The 14,683-nt window shown below is 69.6% G+C and carries 12 protein-coding genes; 5 read left to right on the top strand and 7 right to left on the bottom strand.

The window, feature by feature from the left end:
- Position 1: 1 nt before the first annotated feature.
- Together AB0N89_RS27420 and AB0N89_RS27415 are read right to left on the bottom strand one after the other, a co-directional pair.
- Entirely contained in the window at positions 2-802 is an 801-nt protein-coding gene (locus AB0N89_RS27420; RefSeq protein ID WP_364209758.1) for a hypothetical protein, read from the bottom strand.
- Entirely contained in the window at positions 799-2,253 is a 1,455-nt protein-coding gene (locus tag AB0N89_RS27415; protein ID WP_364209852.1) for a hypothetical protein, read from the bottom strand. Before AB0N89_RS27415 ends, AB0N89_RS27420 begins: the two co-directional genes overlap by 4 nt.
- 109 nt (positions 2,254-2,362) lie before the next feature.
- On the opposite strand from AB0N89_RS27415, the gene AB0N89_RS27410 reads away from it, so the two are divergent.
- The 3 genes from AB0N89_RS27410 to AB0N89_RS27400 all read left to right on the top strand — a co-directional run bounded on the left by AB0N89_RS27410 (position 2,363) and on the right by AB0N89_RS27400 (position 6,219).
- A complete protein-coding gene (locus AB0N89_RS27410) occupies positions 2,363-2,800 on the top strand; it encodes a PPOX class F420-dependent oxidoreductase (RefSeq protein WP_364209755.1) in 438 nt (145 codons plus the stop codon).
- A 274-nt stretch (positions 2,801-3,074) separates the two neighbouring features.
- Positions 3,075-5,579, top strand: coding sequence for a PQQ-dependent sugar dehydrogenase (locus tag AB0N89_RS27405; RefSeq protein WP_364209849.1), 2,505 nt, complete (start codon positions 3,075-3,077; stop codon positions 5,577-5,579).
- Between the two features lie 130 nt (positions 5,580-5,709).
- Positions 5,710-6,219, top strand: a complete 510-nt coding sequence (locus AB0N89_RS27400; protein WP_364209752.1) for an NUDIX domain-containing protein — start codon at positions 5,710-5,712, stop codon at positions 6,217-6,219.
- Here AB0N89_RS27400 and AB0N89_RS27395 read toward each other — a convergent pair.
- Complete coding sequence (locus AB0N89_RS27395; RefSeq protein WP_364209749.1) at positions 6,194-6,805, bottom strand: TetR/AcrR family transcriptional regulator; 612 nt, start codon at positions 6,803-6,805, stop codon at positions 6,194-6,196. The genes AB0N89_RS27400 and AB0N89_RS27395 overlap by 26 nt on opposite strands.
- A 91-nt stretch (positions 6,806-6,896) precedes the next feature.
- On the opposite strand from AB0N89_RS27395, the gene AB0N89_RS27390 reads away from it, so the two are divergent.
- The gene (locus tag AB0N89_RS27390) at positions 6,897-7,775 is read left to right on the top strand and encodes a sterol desaturase family protein (RefSeq protein ID WP_364209746.1); all 879 of its coding nucleotides are present in this window, start codon (positions 6,897-6,899) and stop codon (positions 7,773-7,775) included.
- Here the strand turns inward: AB0N89_RS27390 and AB0N89_RS27385 are convergent.
- On the bottom strand, positions 7,772-8,680 hold the full coding sequence (locus AB0N89_RS27385) for a hypothetical protein (protein ID WP_364209743.1): 909 nt from the start codon (positions 8,678-8,680) through the stop codon (positions 7,772-7,774). The two genes, AB0N89_RS27390 and AB0N89_RS27385, sit on opposite strands and share 4 nt — an antisense overlap.
- 50 nt (positions 8,681-8,730) lie before the next feature.
- Between AB0N89_RS27385 and AB0N89_RS27380 the strand changes: the two genes are divergently transcribed.
- Positions 8,731-11,739, top strand: coding sequence for an FHA domain-containing protein (locus AB0N89_RS27380; protein WP_364209740.1), 3,009 nt, complete (start codon positions 8,731-8,733; stop codon positions 11,737-11,739).
- A gap of 77 nt (positions 11,740-11,816) precedes the next feature.
- Here the strand turns inward: AB0N89_RS27380 and whiA are convergent, their stop codons facing one another.
- From whiA to rapZ, 3 genes are read right to left on the bottom strand one after another with little or no spacing between them, the layout of a single operon-like run.
- The gene (gene whiA / locus AB0N89_RS27375; protein WP_005152315.1) at positions 11,817-12,806 is read right to left on the bottom strand and encodes a DNA-binding protein WhiA; all 990 of its coding nucleotides are present in this window, start codon (positions 12,804-12,806) and stop codon (positions 11,817-11,819) included.
- Positions 12,797-13,801, bottom strand: coding sequence for a uridine diphosphate-N-acetylglucosamine-binding protein YvcK (gene yvcK / locus AB0N89_RS27370; protein ID WP_364209737.1), 1,005 nt, complete (start codon positions 13,799-13,801; stop codon positions 12,797-12,799). The genes whiA and yvcK overlap by 10 nt, the downstream gene beginning before the upstream one ends.
- On the bottom strand, positions 13,788-14,645 hold the full coding sequence (gene rapZ / locus AB0N89_RS27365) for an RNase adapter RapZ (RefSeq protein WP_191254737.1): 858 nt from the start codon (positions 14,643-14,645) through the stop codon (positions 13,788-13,790). The genes yvcK and rapZ overlap by 14 nt, the downstream gene beginning before the upstream one ends.
- Positions 14,646-14,683 lie beyond the last annotated feature (38 nt).

Genomic DNA, 14,683 nt, shown 5'->3' with positions numbered 1-14,683 from the left:
TCTAGAGCGTGTCCGACGCGGTGGCGCGCAAAGTGCCGCCGCCGTTGGCCACCGAGACCACGTTCAGTTCGAGCAGATCGTCGAAGGCGGCGTCGGCGGCGAGTTCGCGCACCTGCACCTGATAGCGCGGCGTCGTGCGGTAGGTCCCGCCCTGTTCCCCGCTGACCTGGACGAGAAAGCCTTGATCGGCAAGGAAACGCAGGGCCCGGGCGACCATGCCGCGTGTCGTGTCCGACGCCAGCCTGCCGTCCTTGGTCGCCGCGGCCGCCGGACGCCGGGCGTAGGCGCGCCAAGCCTGTTCGAGTTCGGGAGCGTCGGCCAGCGGGTCGTTGTTCGCCTCCGCCTCGGCCGCGCGCTCGTCGAGGATCCGGCACGCTTCGCGCACCATCGCGTCCACCTGCTCGACGCTGACGCGGCCGATGTAGGTGTCGTTGGCGAGGTCGTCCGGGCGCGGGTAGCCGAGCGCGGCGGTGGCCAGATGGACGAGCCCGTGCAGGACCTTCTCGGTCTCACGGCGTTCGCGGATCTTGCTCTGCCGCGCGTAGCTGTCCATCTTGATCTCGAAGACGGACTCGTCGGTCGCCGCCAGCACGGCGCCGGCCTGGAGGTTGACCTCCAGCACCATCAGCCCGAGTCCCGCCGCGACCGCGTGCGTGAGCTGCTTGAACGCCCTGTCCTCGCCGTAGCGCCGGACGAGATCGCCGTAGACGACGTCCCGCGACGGCAACTGCTTCGGCCGCATGCCGAACGACACGAGCCGGGCCGCGGATTCGACGTCCCCTGTAGAAATCCCCGTCGTCACGCGACCTCCTCCTCTTCCTGATCCTCACGATCGACCCGGGCCGAAGAAAGGAGCAGATCCGCTCCGCCGAACTCGGGGTCTTCGAGCAGCACGCCGTCGTCGACGGCCAGCAGCACCTGGCGCTCCCCCTGCCGGAGCGCCGCGCCGACCTCGGGACTGTAGGCGTGCACCGCCCGCAACGCGACCAGGGCGGGCAGCCCGGGATCGATCCGCCGGGCCTCTTCGAGCAGACCGGACAGCCGTCGCGGTACCTCCGGCAGATCGAGCAGGTCGTCGGCGAGGCGCCACTGCTCGTCGCCGAACCTGTCGGTGACGTCGGCGGGCATCAGCTCGGGTTCCGGGATCTCGCCGACGAGCTGATCGCGTTCCGGCGCCGGCCGCAGCAGGAGCGACACCAGCGAGGACAGCGACGGCACCGTCGGCGGGGAGATCCCGGCGCCGGCGTGGAAGAACGACTCGGCGGGCGCGACGGCCTCGGCGATCGGCAGGCCCAGCGTCGGCATCAGGAGCTGGCCGAACAGGTCGATCGTCGCGCGCTGCGGCGGCCCGGAGAACTGCTGGCGGTCCTGTTCGGCGCGGAACACCGCGCCGGCGTCGGCGAGGCGCGACTGGAGCCGCGTGTGGCGGCGGATGCAGTCACCGACGATGTCGACGAGTTCGGCGGCGCGGCGTTTGCGGTCGAGGTCCTCGGTCTCGTCCCTCGACGCGGTGATGTTCTTGAGGATCGCGTTCTCGGCGCGGAAGCGGGACTCGATATGGGACAGCGCCTGGTCCAGCAGGTCCGGGACCTCGCGTTCCCAGTCGACCGCGCGCACGTCACGCCGGGTGGCGTCGAGTTTGGCGCGCAGGGTCTCGCCGTACTGGACGGTCCGGTAGCGGGCCTGTTCGGCGGCGAGCTTGGCGTCGGCGAGGCGGCCGCGGTTGATCAGGTTCTCCAGTTTGACCTCGGCCGCGATCTGGGCGGATTCGACGTCGGTGTCCAGCGCGCCGACGAGCACGTTGATCGCCTCGTCGGTGGCGCGCAGGTAGACCTCGCCGTCAGGCGCGGCCAGCTCGACGAGCAGCTTGAAGTCGAACTGGCGGCGCTGGTAGCCGCCACCCGGGCCGATCGAGCCGTAGACGCGGCGGAACCCGCGATCGGTGGTGCCGACGTTGATCAGGTTGTCCAGGACCCACCGGGCGACCTTGGCGTGCTCGTCCGGCGTCCGGCCCGGCGCCTGGAGCGCGACGAACGGCAGCAGCCGCGTGATCACCTGTTCGTGGTCGGCACCGGTGTCGAAGTCCATCGACACGGTGACCTGGTCGATCGTGTGCAGGGCGATCTCGGCCATCTGGTAGATCGTGGCGTCCGCCCAGTCCAGCTTCGCCTTGCGCGAGTCGAGGTCGTGCAAGGGCGCGGTGCAGGCCAGCGCCTTGAGGCGGCGGGTCAGCCCCTCGTCGGCCAGCCCCATCCCGGTCAGCTCGTCGTCTCGCACAGCAGGCCAGGCTAGTCGGCACCCCCGACACCCCGCACGGGTGACCGGGGTGCCCGGCCCTCCGGGCGGCGGTAGCGTCTGGTTCATGCGTGAAATGAGCCGGGACGAATGGTGGGCCTTCGCGAGCGAGGGGACGCGGACGGGCATGCTCGGCCTGGTCCGGGCGAACGGGGCGGCGATCGTGACGCCGGTGTGGTTCCTGCTGAACGAGGGGCCCGACGGGGACGAGCTGATCTTCACCACCGGCACCGACACGCTCAAGGGGAAGGCGCTGCGGCGCGACCCCCGGCTGTCGCTGGCCGTCGACGACCAGAAGCCGCCTTACTCGTATGTGCAGTTCACGGCCGAAGCCGTGTTGCACGACGACTACGACGAGATGCTCGAATGGGCGACCAGGCTCGGTGGCCGGTACATGGGCGAGGACAAGGCCGAGGCCTACGGCAAGCGCAACGCCGTACCCGAGGAGTCCTTGGTGCGGGCCAAAATCGTGAAGGTGATCGCGCGGGCCGACATCGCCGGCTGACGCCCTCCCCTTCTGGAACGCCTTTAGTCCTCGTCCCGGTGAGCGCGACGCCGGGCATCACACTCCGTGAGTGTCTTCGTCGACTATTGACACGAAGCACCCGCTGGTGTGTGATCTGAAACATAGATAGGAAAGTTTCCTAACTAAAACGTCTCCTGCCGGGCCCCGCCCCGGTCCGCCGTTGCACCTCCCGTCCCCCACTTCACGCATGGAGGCTCCAGTGGCACCCCGACCCCCGTGGCGCGCGCTTGTCACGTGTGCCGCCGCGACGGCGATGACCCTCGCCGTCCTGCCGGCCTTGCCCGCCGGCGCGGCACCGACCGACTACGAATCCGAAGCCGCGACGATCTCCCAAGGCGCCGTCGAGAAGAACCACACGGGCTACTCCGGCACCGGGTTCGTGAACTTCGACAACGTCGTCGGCAGCTATGTCGAGTACACGGTGAACGCCGCGCAGGCCGGAACCCAGACCCTGACTTTCCGCTACGCCAACGGAACCACGGTCGACAGGCCGGTCTCGCTGAGCGTCAACGGCACTTCCTCCGGGACGCTGCCCTTCCCCGGCACCGGCGCGTGGACCACCTGGAAGACCGTCACGAAGGACGTCGCGCTGGCGGCCGGGGCCAACAAGATCCGCACCACCGCGACGACCGCGGAAGGCGGTCCCAACGCGGACAAGCTCACCGCGAGCGGAGTGTCCGACGCCGAAGCGCCGACCCCGCCCAGGAACCTGGCCGCCAAGGACGTCAAGGCCCGTAGCGCCACCTTCACCTGGGAGGCCGCGACCGACAACGTCGGCGTGGTCCGCTACGACGTCATGCGCGGCGGCAACGTCCTCAAGAGCGTCGACGGGAACACGCTCACAGCGACCGTCGACAACCTCCAGCCGAACACGGCCTACGACATCTCGGTCGGCGCCTTCGACGCGGCCGGAAACCCTTCGCAGCAAAGCAATGTCGTGCAGTTCACGACGCCGTCCAGCGGGGACACCACACCGCCGACCGTGCCGGGCAACCCGCGCTCGACGTCGGTGACCGCGAACAGCGTCTCCCTGGCGTGGAACGCTTCCACGGACGACAGCGGCACGATCGCCGGCTATGACGTCTACCAGGGCGCCACGAAGGTCGCGACGACACCGTCCCTCGACGCCACGATCACCGGGCTGACGGCGAACACGTCGTACACGTTCACGGTGAAGGCCCGGGACCTCGACGGCAACGTCTCCGCCGCGAGCACCGCGGTGACCGCCAAGACGAGCGGCGCCGCGGGCGGCGGGATCCCCGAGTACGACAAGGACATCACGAAGGTCGACCTCGCCTGGTCGGTCGACTTCCTGCCGGACGGCAGCGCGCTGGCGACCGAACGGGACCGGTTCGAGATCCTGCGGATCACCCCGTCGGGCGAGAAGACCACGGTCGGCAAGGTTCCCGGCGCGGTCGGCACCAACGGCGAGGGCGGCCTGCTCGGCATCGCGATCTCGCCGAACTACGCCACCGATCACGCGATCTACCTGTACCACACGGCTTCCGGCGACAACCGGATCGTGAAGATGACCTACGACAACGGAAAGCTGTCGTCCACGTCGACCCCGGTGCTCACCGGGATCGCCAAGAACCGTTACCACAACGGCGGACGGCTCCGCTTCGGTCCGGACGGCAAGCTCTACGCCACCGCCGGCGACGGGCAGAACAAGGACACCGCGCAGAACAAGGGTTCGCTCAACGGGAAGATCCTGCGGGTCAATCCCGACGGCTCGGCGCCGGGCGACAACCCGTTCTTCTCCACCGGCGGCAACGCCCGCTACGTCTGGAGCTTCGGGCACCGCAACCCGCAGGGCCTGGCGTGGGACTCCCGCGGTCAGCTGTGGTCCTCCGAGTTCGGCGACGGCAAGCTGGACGAGCTCAACCTGATCCAGAAGGGCGGCAACTTCGGCTGGCCGCAGTGCGAAGGCACCGACGGCAGCTGCGGCGGCACGGTCGCGCCGAAGAAGACCTGGCCGACCAGTTCCGGCGGGCCGAGCGGGATCGAGATCGTCAACGACTGGATCTACGTCGCGGCCGTCACGAGCGAACAGCTCTTCGCCACCCAGATCAACGCGTCGGGCAACGGCGTCGGCTCGGTGCAGTCGCTGTTCTCCGGCCGCTGGGGCAGGCTCCGCTCGGTCACCAAGACGCCGGACGGCGGCCTGTGGGTCACCTCGACCAACGCGGACAAGAACGGCGGGACGCCGAGCGGGATCGACAACGTGGTGGTGCGGCTGAAGTTCCCGGGCGGCGTCCAGCCGGGAGCGTTCAAACTGGCCAGTTCCGCGTTCGCCGACAACGCCTCCATCCCCGACAAGTACAGCTGCGCCGGCGACGGCACCGCCGGCCAGGACACCTCACCGCCGCTGGCGTGGGGTGCCGGGACCACCGCCGCCAAGGGATACGCGATCGTCTTCGCCGACGTGGCCAACAACGGCAACAAACTGCACTGGGCGATCTGGGACATCCCGGCGTCCGCCGCGTCGCTGCCCGAAGGACTCGGAGCGGGTTACACCGTCCCGAACCAGAACGGCGCCAAGCAGAAGGCCATGGGCAGCGGGGCGAACACGCAGAAGTACTTCGGCCCCTGCCCCGGCGGTTCCAGCCATCCCTACACGTTCACGCTCTACGCGCTGAACACGGCGACGGTGCCGGGCTTGTCCTCGTCCTCGACGATGGCGCAGATCGAGACGGCGATCAAGAACGCCTCGACGGCCAACGTCAAACTGCGCGGCAACTCCAAAGCCGCGTCCTGAGTCACGGCCGGGGTGTCCGGAGCGGCGCCGGGCACCCCGACCGTATCCAGTGTGAACTGGAGAGACGCCACCCCGTCCGGTTTTTCCGGGCGGGGTGGCGTTTTCCGGTGAACCGCCTAGGCTTCAGCCGGTGAAGGACTGGACGTTCTGCCCCCGCTGCGGCGACCGGACGAGGCTCGCCGGCGAAGGCGAAGACACGCACGCCGAGTGCCCCGCCTGCGGCTTCACCAAATACGACAATCCGCTGCCGACCACCGTCGGCCTCATCCTCGACGGCGACCGGATCCTGTTGCTGCGCCGGGCGCACGAGCCCCGGAAAGGCAGCTGGGACACCGTCGGCGGTTTCCTCGCCGGAGCCGAGACGGTCGAGGAGAATCTCGTCCGCGAAGGGCTCGAAGAGATCGGTTGCGAACTCCGGAACCTGCGCTTCGCCGGATCGTATTCGTCCGTCTACGGCGACACCGGCCTGAAGACGATCGGGCTCGCCTTCGCCTGCGAACTCCCGCCGGACGCGGAAATCGTGCTGTCGGAGGAGAACTCCGAGTACGCCTGGTTCCCGCTGGACGGCCGCCCGCCGCTCGCCTTCGCCGACTGCGAGGCCGCGGCGGCCGCACTCACCAGCCGAACAGGTTCCGCATGATCCGCGAGCAGCGTTCGGTCATCGCCGCGGCGTCCTGATCGGGCTGGTCGATCCACCAGCTGATCAGCGAATCGACCACCCCGGTCCACACCTGGGCGATCGCCTCGATGTCGCGTTCGTCGTCCAGCCCGCGCGAACGCATCAGCTGCGCGGCGCCGACCAGCGCGAACCCGTCGAGCCGGTAGCGGTAGTCGACCGCGACCCCGGCGATCTCCCCGGTCGAGGGCACCGTCGGGTCACGCAGCAGCTTCCACGCGTACCGGTCGTTGTCGAACGTCTCGAAGATGGCCGAGAGCACCGCGAGCGGCATCCGCTCGGGCGGCTCGCCCTCCTCCGCCATCGTCTCGGCGACCCCTTCGGTCAGCCTGTCCCCCGCCCGGTGCAGGCAGGCGAGGTACAGCCCGTCCTTCGAACCGAAGTACTGGTACAGCAAGGGTTTCGTGACGCCGACCCGGCGGGCGATCTCCACCATCGACGCCCCGGCGTACCCGTTCCTGCCGAATTCCTCCGTCCCGGCGCGCACGATCTGGGTTTCCCGCTCTTCGCGGGGCACCCCCTTCGTGCCGACGGCCCTTGCTTCTGTCACGGCGGATATCTTACCCTGAGGTAAATGACCCTAGGGTAAGTTACCTCAAGGTCAGATAGCGATGACGAGTCCTGGAAGAGGGTGCGGCGCGGTGGCGGAGTTTCTTGCCCATCTGAGTGACCCGGTGCTGATGGCGACGCCGGTGTTCCTTCTGTTCGTCGCGATCGAGATCCTCGCGCTGCACGTCCTGGGCCACGACGACAACGTCATCGGCTACAGCGTCAAGGACACCCGGACCAGCATGTCCATGGGCGCGGTGGCGGTGGTGATCAACGGTGTCTTCCGCATCGCGATGCTGTTCGTGTTCGCCGCGCTCTACGAGCTGGCGCCGGTGAAGTTCAGTCCGCACGACTGGTGGACCTGGGTCCTGATGCTGCTGGGCCAGGAGATCGTCTTCTACGCCTATCACCGGGCGAGCCACCGCGTCCGGATCATGTGGGCGGGCCACCAGGTGCACCATTCGAGCGAGCACTACAACTTCTCGACGGCGCTGCGGCAGAAGTGGACCCCGTACTTCCAGCTGCCGTTCTGGTCGATCCTCGCCTTCGCCGGCATCCCGCCGTGGATGATTCTCACCGGCCTGTCGATCGACCTCGTCTACCAGTTCTTCGTGCACACCGAGAAGATCCGGAAGCTGCCGCGCTGGTTCGAGTACGTGTTCAACACTCCTTCACACCATCGTGTGCATCACGGCAGCGACAAGGAGTACCTGGACGCGAACTACGGCGGCATCCTGATCGTCTGGGACCGGATGTTCGGCAGCTTCGTGCCCGAGGGCAAGCGGCCGACCTACGGGCTGACCAAGAACGTCGACTCCCACAACCTGCTCAAGGTCGGCTTCCACGAGTACGGCTCGATCCTGCGAGACGTCCGCGCCGCCGGGTCGTGGCGGGACAGACTCGGGTACGTGTTCGGGCCGCCGGGCTGGCAGCCCGCGAAGGTCGAGGCGCTGAGCACCACCGCGAGCTAGGACAACGCGGCGGAGAGGACCTCGCCGGTCCGGCGTTTGGCGAGGTAGAACGCCGCCTCGTGCGGTTTCGCCCCGTTGTCGACGGTGTAGCCGCCGTCCAGGACGCCGTCGGCGCCGGGGAACAGCGGGCCGAGGTCCGGTTTCGCGGCGACGAGGTCGTCCCGGTCGGCCAAGTTCACCCAGCGGGCGACGCCGGGCGGGACGGACGGCGGCTGCGGGCGGGTCCGTTCGTAGACCACCGTCCGCAGGCCCAGCGGCGACCCCAGGGTGAGCAGCAACGGCAGCGGACGGCCGTGCAGATGAGCGGCTTCGTAGGCGACGACGGAGCCGAGCGAGTGCCCGATGAGCACTTCGGTCTCCGGGCCGATGAGCTCGGAGACGCGGTCCTGCACCTGTTTCCGGATCGTCTCGTCGGTGAGGTACAGCGTCACCTGCCTGAGCGCCTTGACCACCACGCGTTCGGCGAACGCCACCCCGAGCCTCGCGAACGGCCGCAGCCGCACCAGCGCGTTCAGCACCGGACGGGCGGCCGCGCGGACGCCTTGGACCTCGTCGGAAGATCCGCCGAGGCGGGCCAGATCGGTTCGCGCGCGGTCCCGATCGCTCTCGCGGGACGACCGGGAGGCCGCGTTCCGGAGCCACTCCGCCGCCAGCGCCTCGGCGAGCTCCCACTCGTCCGCGGTGAGTTCGTCCGCGCCGCCTTGCTGGCCGTCACGGAGGAAAAGGTCGCCGTAGAAGGCCATCCGCGCGTCGCCGGGACGGGAGTCGCGCCACAGGGCGTCGGCCAGCGCGGGATCGCCGGCGAGCCGGACCCCGCCCGCCAGGCTCGGCAGCCATTCGGCCTCGAGGGTGTCCGCGGACTTCTGTTCCTGGGCGATGCCGTGCACGAGGACGATCCGGGCCATGGCGCACAGTATCGCCGAAGTGCTTGCCGGTGCACCGCCGATGAGACAAAGTGATCTCCGTGGGAGAGCGGAGGTCGTTGGTCGTCGCGTCGCAATGCGATTCGCTGAACCTTCTCTCGTTCCTCCCCGAGGTCGGCCGGGACGTTTCGGCGGCCTTGCTGGATCCCGGCATCGGCGGCTGCGTCCCCGCGCTCGCGGACGGCCGCGGCCTGCTCGTCGACCCGACGATGACCGAACTCGACGACGCGCTGGTGGAGGCGTTCGAACGCGCTTCGGAGGACGAGGCGACGCTGTTCCTGTCGCTCGTCGGGCACGGTGAATACGCCGACGACGACTTCTACTTCCTCACCAAGGAAACCAGCCTGCCGGTGGACAGCAGGCAATCGTTCCTGTTCGCCCAGCGGATCAAGGAACTGCTCGGCCGCTACTCGACGCTCGACGGCCTGGTCGTCCTGCTCGACACCTGCCACGCGGGGATCGGCGCGCTTCAAGCGGGTCAGCGGTGGCTGCGGATCGTCGGCGCGGCCGGGAGGCGGTTCGACCTGCTCACCGCGTCGGACGACCGTGTCGCCGCGAACGGCTGTTTCAGCCGTTCGCTGGTCACCGTGCTGCGCTCGGGGCACACGAGTTTCGGCGAGCACGTCCGCTGCGCGGATCTCAAACGGGTCGTCACCGGGTTGTGCCCGGCACAGACCGCCGTCCACCTCGGCTTCGACGGCACCCGCGAGATCGTCGGGGCCGATCAGGGCCTGTGGCTCGCGCTCAACTCCTCCCCCACGTGGCGTCGTTCGCCGCTGGCGGGCAATCCCGCCGCTCCGGACATCGAGCGGCTGACCGCGGACTACCGGCAGAAACCGGAACTCGGGGAGATCGTCGGGCATCTGCTCACCGGGGCCCGCCTGGTCACGATCGGCGGGACGGCCGGTGCCGGGAAATCGGCGACGCTGGCCGCGCTCGCCCGCCCTTCGGTGGCCGGATCCTATGTGCCGCCGGACTTCCTGCACGCCGTCCTGTTCGCCACCCGCGGGCAGACGGCGGAACAGCTCGCCCGGGAACTGGCGCGCCAGCTGCGGCACACGATCCCGTGGTTCGCCGAGTCCGGCGAGACGTTCCTGAACACCCTCGACGACAGCGCACGAAACGGCGCAAGCGCTTTCGATCTGGCGATCCTCGGTCCACTTCGGACCGTCTCTCCACAGTGGACGAACAACCCGGTGCGGATCGCGCTGGACGGGCTCGACGAGCTCGCCCCCGAGGTCGCCTCGCGTCTGATCGGGTTCCTTCGCAGCCTGTCCACCGATCCGGACCTGTCGTGGGTGAAGACGGTGGTGGCGACGCGGACCCCGGAGAACCTGCCGTCCGCGACCGTGGTGCGGCTGATCCCGGCACCCGACGACCGCAAGCCGGATCCCTCGGTCATCGCCTATCCGCGGCCGTCGCAGGAGGGCTGGGATCCCTTTCCCCGCCCGATGGGGGACGAAGAGGGACCCCGGACGAACGTGCCCGGCACCCAGGCCGGTCACGATCCCGGTGCGGTCACGTCACCGACGATCACGCCCGCGACGCTGATCGTCGACGCCCCAGGGCAGACCGTGGTCAATCACGAACTCTCCTTCGGGATCACCACCCTCGGCCGCAGCCGCCAAGCCGACATCCGCGTCTCCGACACGCGCGTTTCCCGGATGCACTGCAAGATCCGCTGGGACGGCGAACGCGCGTGGCTGACCGACCTCGGCTCGGCCAACGGCACCGTCGTCAACGGGGAGCGGGTGACCGACACCGTACTGACGCACCGCGACGTGATCCGGCTCGGCGACTCGACGGTCACCTTCATCAGCGTGAGCCAAGAGGAGAAGTGGCCGGAGCCCGCGGAGGAATGGGACGAAGACACCGGCTCGATCCCCTCGCCTCGCCCGGCTCGCGCGATCCTGCCGGAGCTGCTGCGGTCGGCGGCCCCGCGCGGCCCGATCCCGATCTCGATCCTGACCAAGGCGAGCGCCGCGAGCGGCGGCCCGGACCGGACGGTGCGGGTCCGGGACGAGCTGGCGGTGCTGGGCGACACCGTCCGCCGGACACAAGCGGGACTGCCGGCCGAAACCGTCCTGTGGGCCGATCCTTCGCCCGCCACGGTGGCCGGCTTCCACCTTCACCTGGCGGCGGCCACCGCCGACGTCCCACCCTCGATGGGCGGCGAGGACCCGACGCTCGAACAGGCCTACGCCGCCGCGAACGAAGCCGAATACTTCTGGATCGCGGGCCTGCACGAAGACGCGCTCGCTTCCGTGGAGCGGCGGGCGTCCGGGATCCCGGTTGAGAACAGGGAGAACTGGGCGATGTGGGCGCGGCGAGCGGAGCGGGAGCTCGGGGCGGCACACCCGATCACGGTGCGCTGCGAGGCCCGGCACGCGACTTGGACGGGCAAAGCGGGCGACCTGGCCGGAGCGCTCGCCCTGTTCGAGGTTCTGTCGCCGATCGCCGTCGACGCGTTGGGCGGGGGCGACGAGGAAGTCCTGAGCATCCGCAACAACATCGGTCATCTGCTCGGCGAACTGGGCCGCCCGGAGGATTCCAGGGCCGCTTTCGAGTCCCTGGTCCAGGACGCGACCGGCGCGCTGGGGACGAGCCATCGGGAGACCCTGCACGCCCGGCATCTCCTCGCGGTCGCGACCGGCAAGACCGGTGACGGCGCGGAATCCCTGCGGTTGAGCCGGGAACTGTTGCCACGGGCGAAGAACGCGTTGGGCGACGACGTGATCGTCATGCACGTCCGGCACAACATCGCCTTCTGGAGCGCTCTGACCGAGGGTGCTCCTCCGGCAGTGCAGGAGTACGAACAGCTGTTGACCCAAGCTCGGGAACGCCTGGGCGACAGGCATCCCGACGTCCTCGATCTCCGATTCGGGCAGGCGCTGGTCCGGGCCGAAGCCGGTCAGATCACCGAAGCGCTCTCGGAGTGGGCGTTGCTCTTGGGAGACTCGGTCGAGGTCCGGGGCAAACGGCATCCGGAGACCGAGAAGGTCCGGGAACAGCTGGCGCACTGGCGACCGCGGGAAGCCTGACCCACGCATTTAGTCCTCTGGATGCGGTCCTTGCGCGTGCGACGAAACGCATGGAGAGGACTAAATGCGGAAGGGGGTCAGGCCTCGTCTTCTTCCAGCATGTCCGGGGTCACCGCGGATTCGGTGTCCGGGATGCCTTGTTCCTTCGCCTTCTTGTCGGCCATCGCGAGCAGGCGGCGGATCCGGCCGGCGACGGCGTCCTTGGTCATCTGCGGGTCGGACAGCTGGCCCAGCTCTTCGAGCGAGGCCTGTCGGTTCGACAGGCGCAGCTTGCCCGCGGCGAGCAGGTGCTCGGGGGCGGACTCGCCGAGGATGTCCAGCGCCCGCTCGACCCGGGCCGCCGCCGCGACGGCCGCGCGGGCCGAACGCCGCAGGTTGGCGTCGTCGAAGTTCGCGAGCCGGTTCGCGGTGGCGCGCACCTCGCGGCGCATCCGCCGCTCTTCCCACGCGAGCACGCTCGTATGCGCGCCGAGGCGGGTCAGCAGGGCGCCGATGGCGTCACCGTCGCGCACGACGACCCGGTCCGCGCCGCGCACCTCGCGCGACTTGGCCTGGATGCCCATCCTTCGTGCCGCACCGACGAGCGCCAGCGCGGCCTCGGGGCCGGGGCAGGTGACTTCGAGCGACGACGAGCGGCCGGGTTCGGTGAGCGAACCGTGCGCCAGGAAAGCGCCACGCCAGGCTGCCTCCGCGTCGGCGACGCCGCCGGACACGACGGCGGCGGGCAGCCCGCGCACCGGGCGGCCGCGCTGGTCGATCAGGCCGGTCTGCCGGGCGAGTCCCTCGCCGTCCTTGACCACCCGGACGACGTACCGCGTGCCCTTGCGCAAGCCGCTGGAGGAAATGACGTGCACGTCGGACTGGTGCCCGTACAGTTCGTGGATCTCCTTGCGCAGCCGCCTCGCCACCGAACCGGTGTCGAGTTCGGCCTCCACCACGACGCGGCCGGCCACGATGTGCAGCCCGCCCGCGAATCGCAGCATCGACGCGACCTCCGCGCGGCGCGGGCCGATCTTGGTGATCTCCAGCCGGCTCAGCTCGTCCTTCACGGCGGCGGTCATCGCCATCGCTGCCCCTCCATACCTTCAGCTCCTCCCCCGGTGAGACCGAGAGCGTCTCGCATACAGCCCGCGAGCGCATCAGGATCATGCCGCCCCGTCACGACCGGGTCAGCCACCGCCCCCAGCAACGCCCGCGCGCCGAGTTCCCCTGCCGCGTCCCGCAACCGGGCTGGTGAGGGCACCGAGTCCCGGTCCGCGATGACCGCATCCACCCGCAATTCCGGGGCGTGTTCGAAGAGTACGTCCAAATGCTTCTCCGGGGAGAATCCCGCCGTCTCCCCCGGTTGGGGGATCAGGTTGAGGATGACGACCTTCGTCGCCTCCGTCCGGATCAACGCGTCGTGCAGGTCCGGCACCAGCAGATGCGGCAGCACGCTGGTGAACCACGACCCCGGGCCGAGGAACACCACGTCCGCGCCGAGGACGGCGTCGATCGCCTCGGGACATCCGCGCGGCGGCCGATCGGCCTGCCCGGTCGGGTGCAGGCTGATCCGGTGCACCTGTCCCGGTGTCGTCGCCACCGCCACCTGACCGCGGATGCGCCGCAGCGCCTCGGGGTTCTCGGCGTCCAGTCCGGAGACCTCACCCTGGATTTCCAACGGTTCGGGTGACATCGGCAGGACCCGGCCGGAGATGCCCATCAGCCTGCTCGCCTCGTCGAGCGCGGCGACCGGGTCGCCGAGCACCTCGAACAACCCGGCCAGCAACAGGTTCCCGACCGCGTGCCCGGCGAGCGCGCCGTCACCGCCGAAGCGGTGCTGGAACACCTCCGCCCACAGTGTCCCGCCGTCCTCGGCGGCGAACGCGGCGAAGGCCTGCCGCAGGTCGCCCGGCGGCAGCAGGCCGAGTTCCCGGCGCAGCCTGCCGGACGAGCCCCCGTCGTCCGCGACGGTGACCACGGCGGTGACCTGCGAGGTCACCCGGCGCAACGCGGTGAGGGTGGCGTGCAGCCCGTGCCCGCCCCCCAGTGCCACCGCTCGCGGCTCGCTACTCGCGGCCAAGGTCGCGGTGCACCACCTTCACGGCCATACCGTCCTCATTGGACAGACGCTGGGCGAGTTCCTCGGAGATGGCGACGCTGCGGTGCTTCCCGCCCGTGCAGCCGACGGCCAGCGTCAGGTATCGCTTGCCCTCGCGCTTGTAGCCCGCGCCGATCAGGCGCAGCAGCTGGTGGTAGCGGTCGAGGAACTCGTCCGCGCCTTCCTGGCTGAGCACGTAGTTGCGGACCTCGCCCTCGAGACCGGTGTGCTCGCGCAGTTCCGGGATCCAGAACGGGTTCGGCAGGAACCGGACGTCCATCACCAGGTCGGCGTCCATCGGCAGGCCGTACTTGTAGCCGAACGACAGCACGGTGACCCGGGTCTGCGTGCTGGCCTCGGAGCCGAAGGCGTCCTCGATCTTGGCACGCAGATCGTGCACCGAAAGCGACGACGTGTCGAGGACGAGGTCGGCCTCTTCCCGCAGCGGCTCCAGGAGCGTGCGCTCGGCGGTGATGCCGTCGGCGAGCCTGCCGTCACCCTGCATCGGGTGCCCGCGGCGCACGGCCTCGAAGCGGCGCACCAGCACCGCGTCGGTCGCTTCCAGGAACAGGACGCGCGGCTTGTAGCCGCGGGCGTCGAGGTCCTTGATGACGGACGCCAGGTCGTCGGTGAACGCGCGCGAGCGCACGTCCATCACCACGGCGACCTTGGTGATCGCGCCCCGCGCCTGCGCGCCGAGCTCGACCATGGTGGCGATCAGCTCGGGCGGCAGGTTGTCCACCACGAACCAGCCCAAGTCCTCCAGGCATTTCGCGGCGGTACTGCGGCCCGCGCCGGACAGCCCGGAAACGACCGCGACCTCCATCCCGGATCCGCGGCCTTCTTCTTGCGCACTCACGACGG

The sequence above is a fragment of the Amycolatopsis sp. NPDC089917 genome (assembly GCF_040684635.1).
GTDB lineage: Bacteria > Actinomycetota > Actinomycetes > Mycobacteriales > Pseudonocardiaceae > Amycolatopsis.
This window is presented reverse-complemented; position numbering and strand designations above follow the sequence as displayed.

What these genes read in the sequence shown, in the direction of transcription:
- AB0N89_RS27410 (WP_364209755.1), top strand. Translation starts at nt 2,363, where the DNA reads ATGCGTGAAATGAGCCGGGACGAATGGTGGGCCTTCGCGAGCGAGGGG.
- AB0N89_RS27405 (WP_364209849.1), top strand. Translation starts at nt 3,075, where the DNA reads ATGACCCTCGCCGTCCTGCCGGCCTTGCCCGCCGGCGCGGCACCGACC.
- rapZ (WP_191254737.1), bottom strand. Translation starts at nt 14,645, where the DNA reads ATGGAGGTCGCGGTCGTTTCCGGGCTGTCCGGCGCGGGCCGCAGTACC.
- whiA (WP_005152315.1), bottom strand. Translation starts at nt 12,806, where the DNA reads ATGGCGATGACCGCCGCCGTGAAGGACGAGCTGAGCCGGCTGGAGATC.
- AB0N89_RS27385 (WP_364209743.1), bottom strand. Translation starts at nt 8,680, where the DNA reads ATGGCCCGGATCGTCCTCGTGCACGGCATCGCCCAGGAACAGAAGTCC.
- AB0N89_RS27415 (WP_364209852.1), bottom strand. Translation starts at nt 2,253, where the DNA reads ATGGGGCTGGCCGACGAGGGGCTGACCCGCCGCCTCAAGGCGCTGGCC.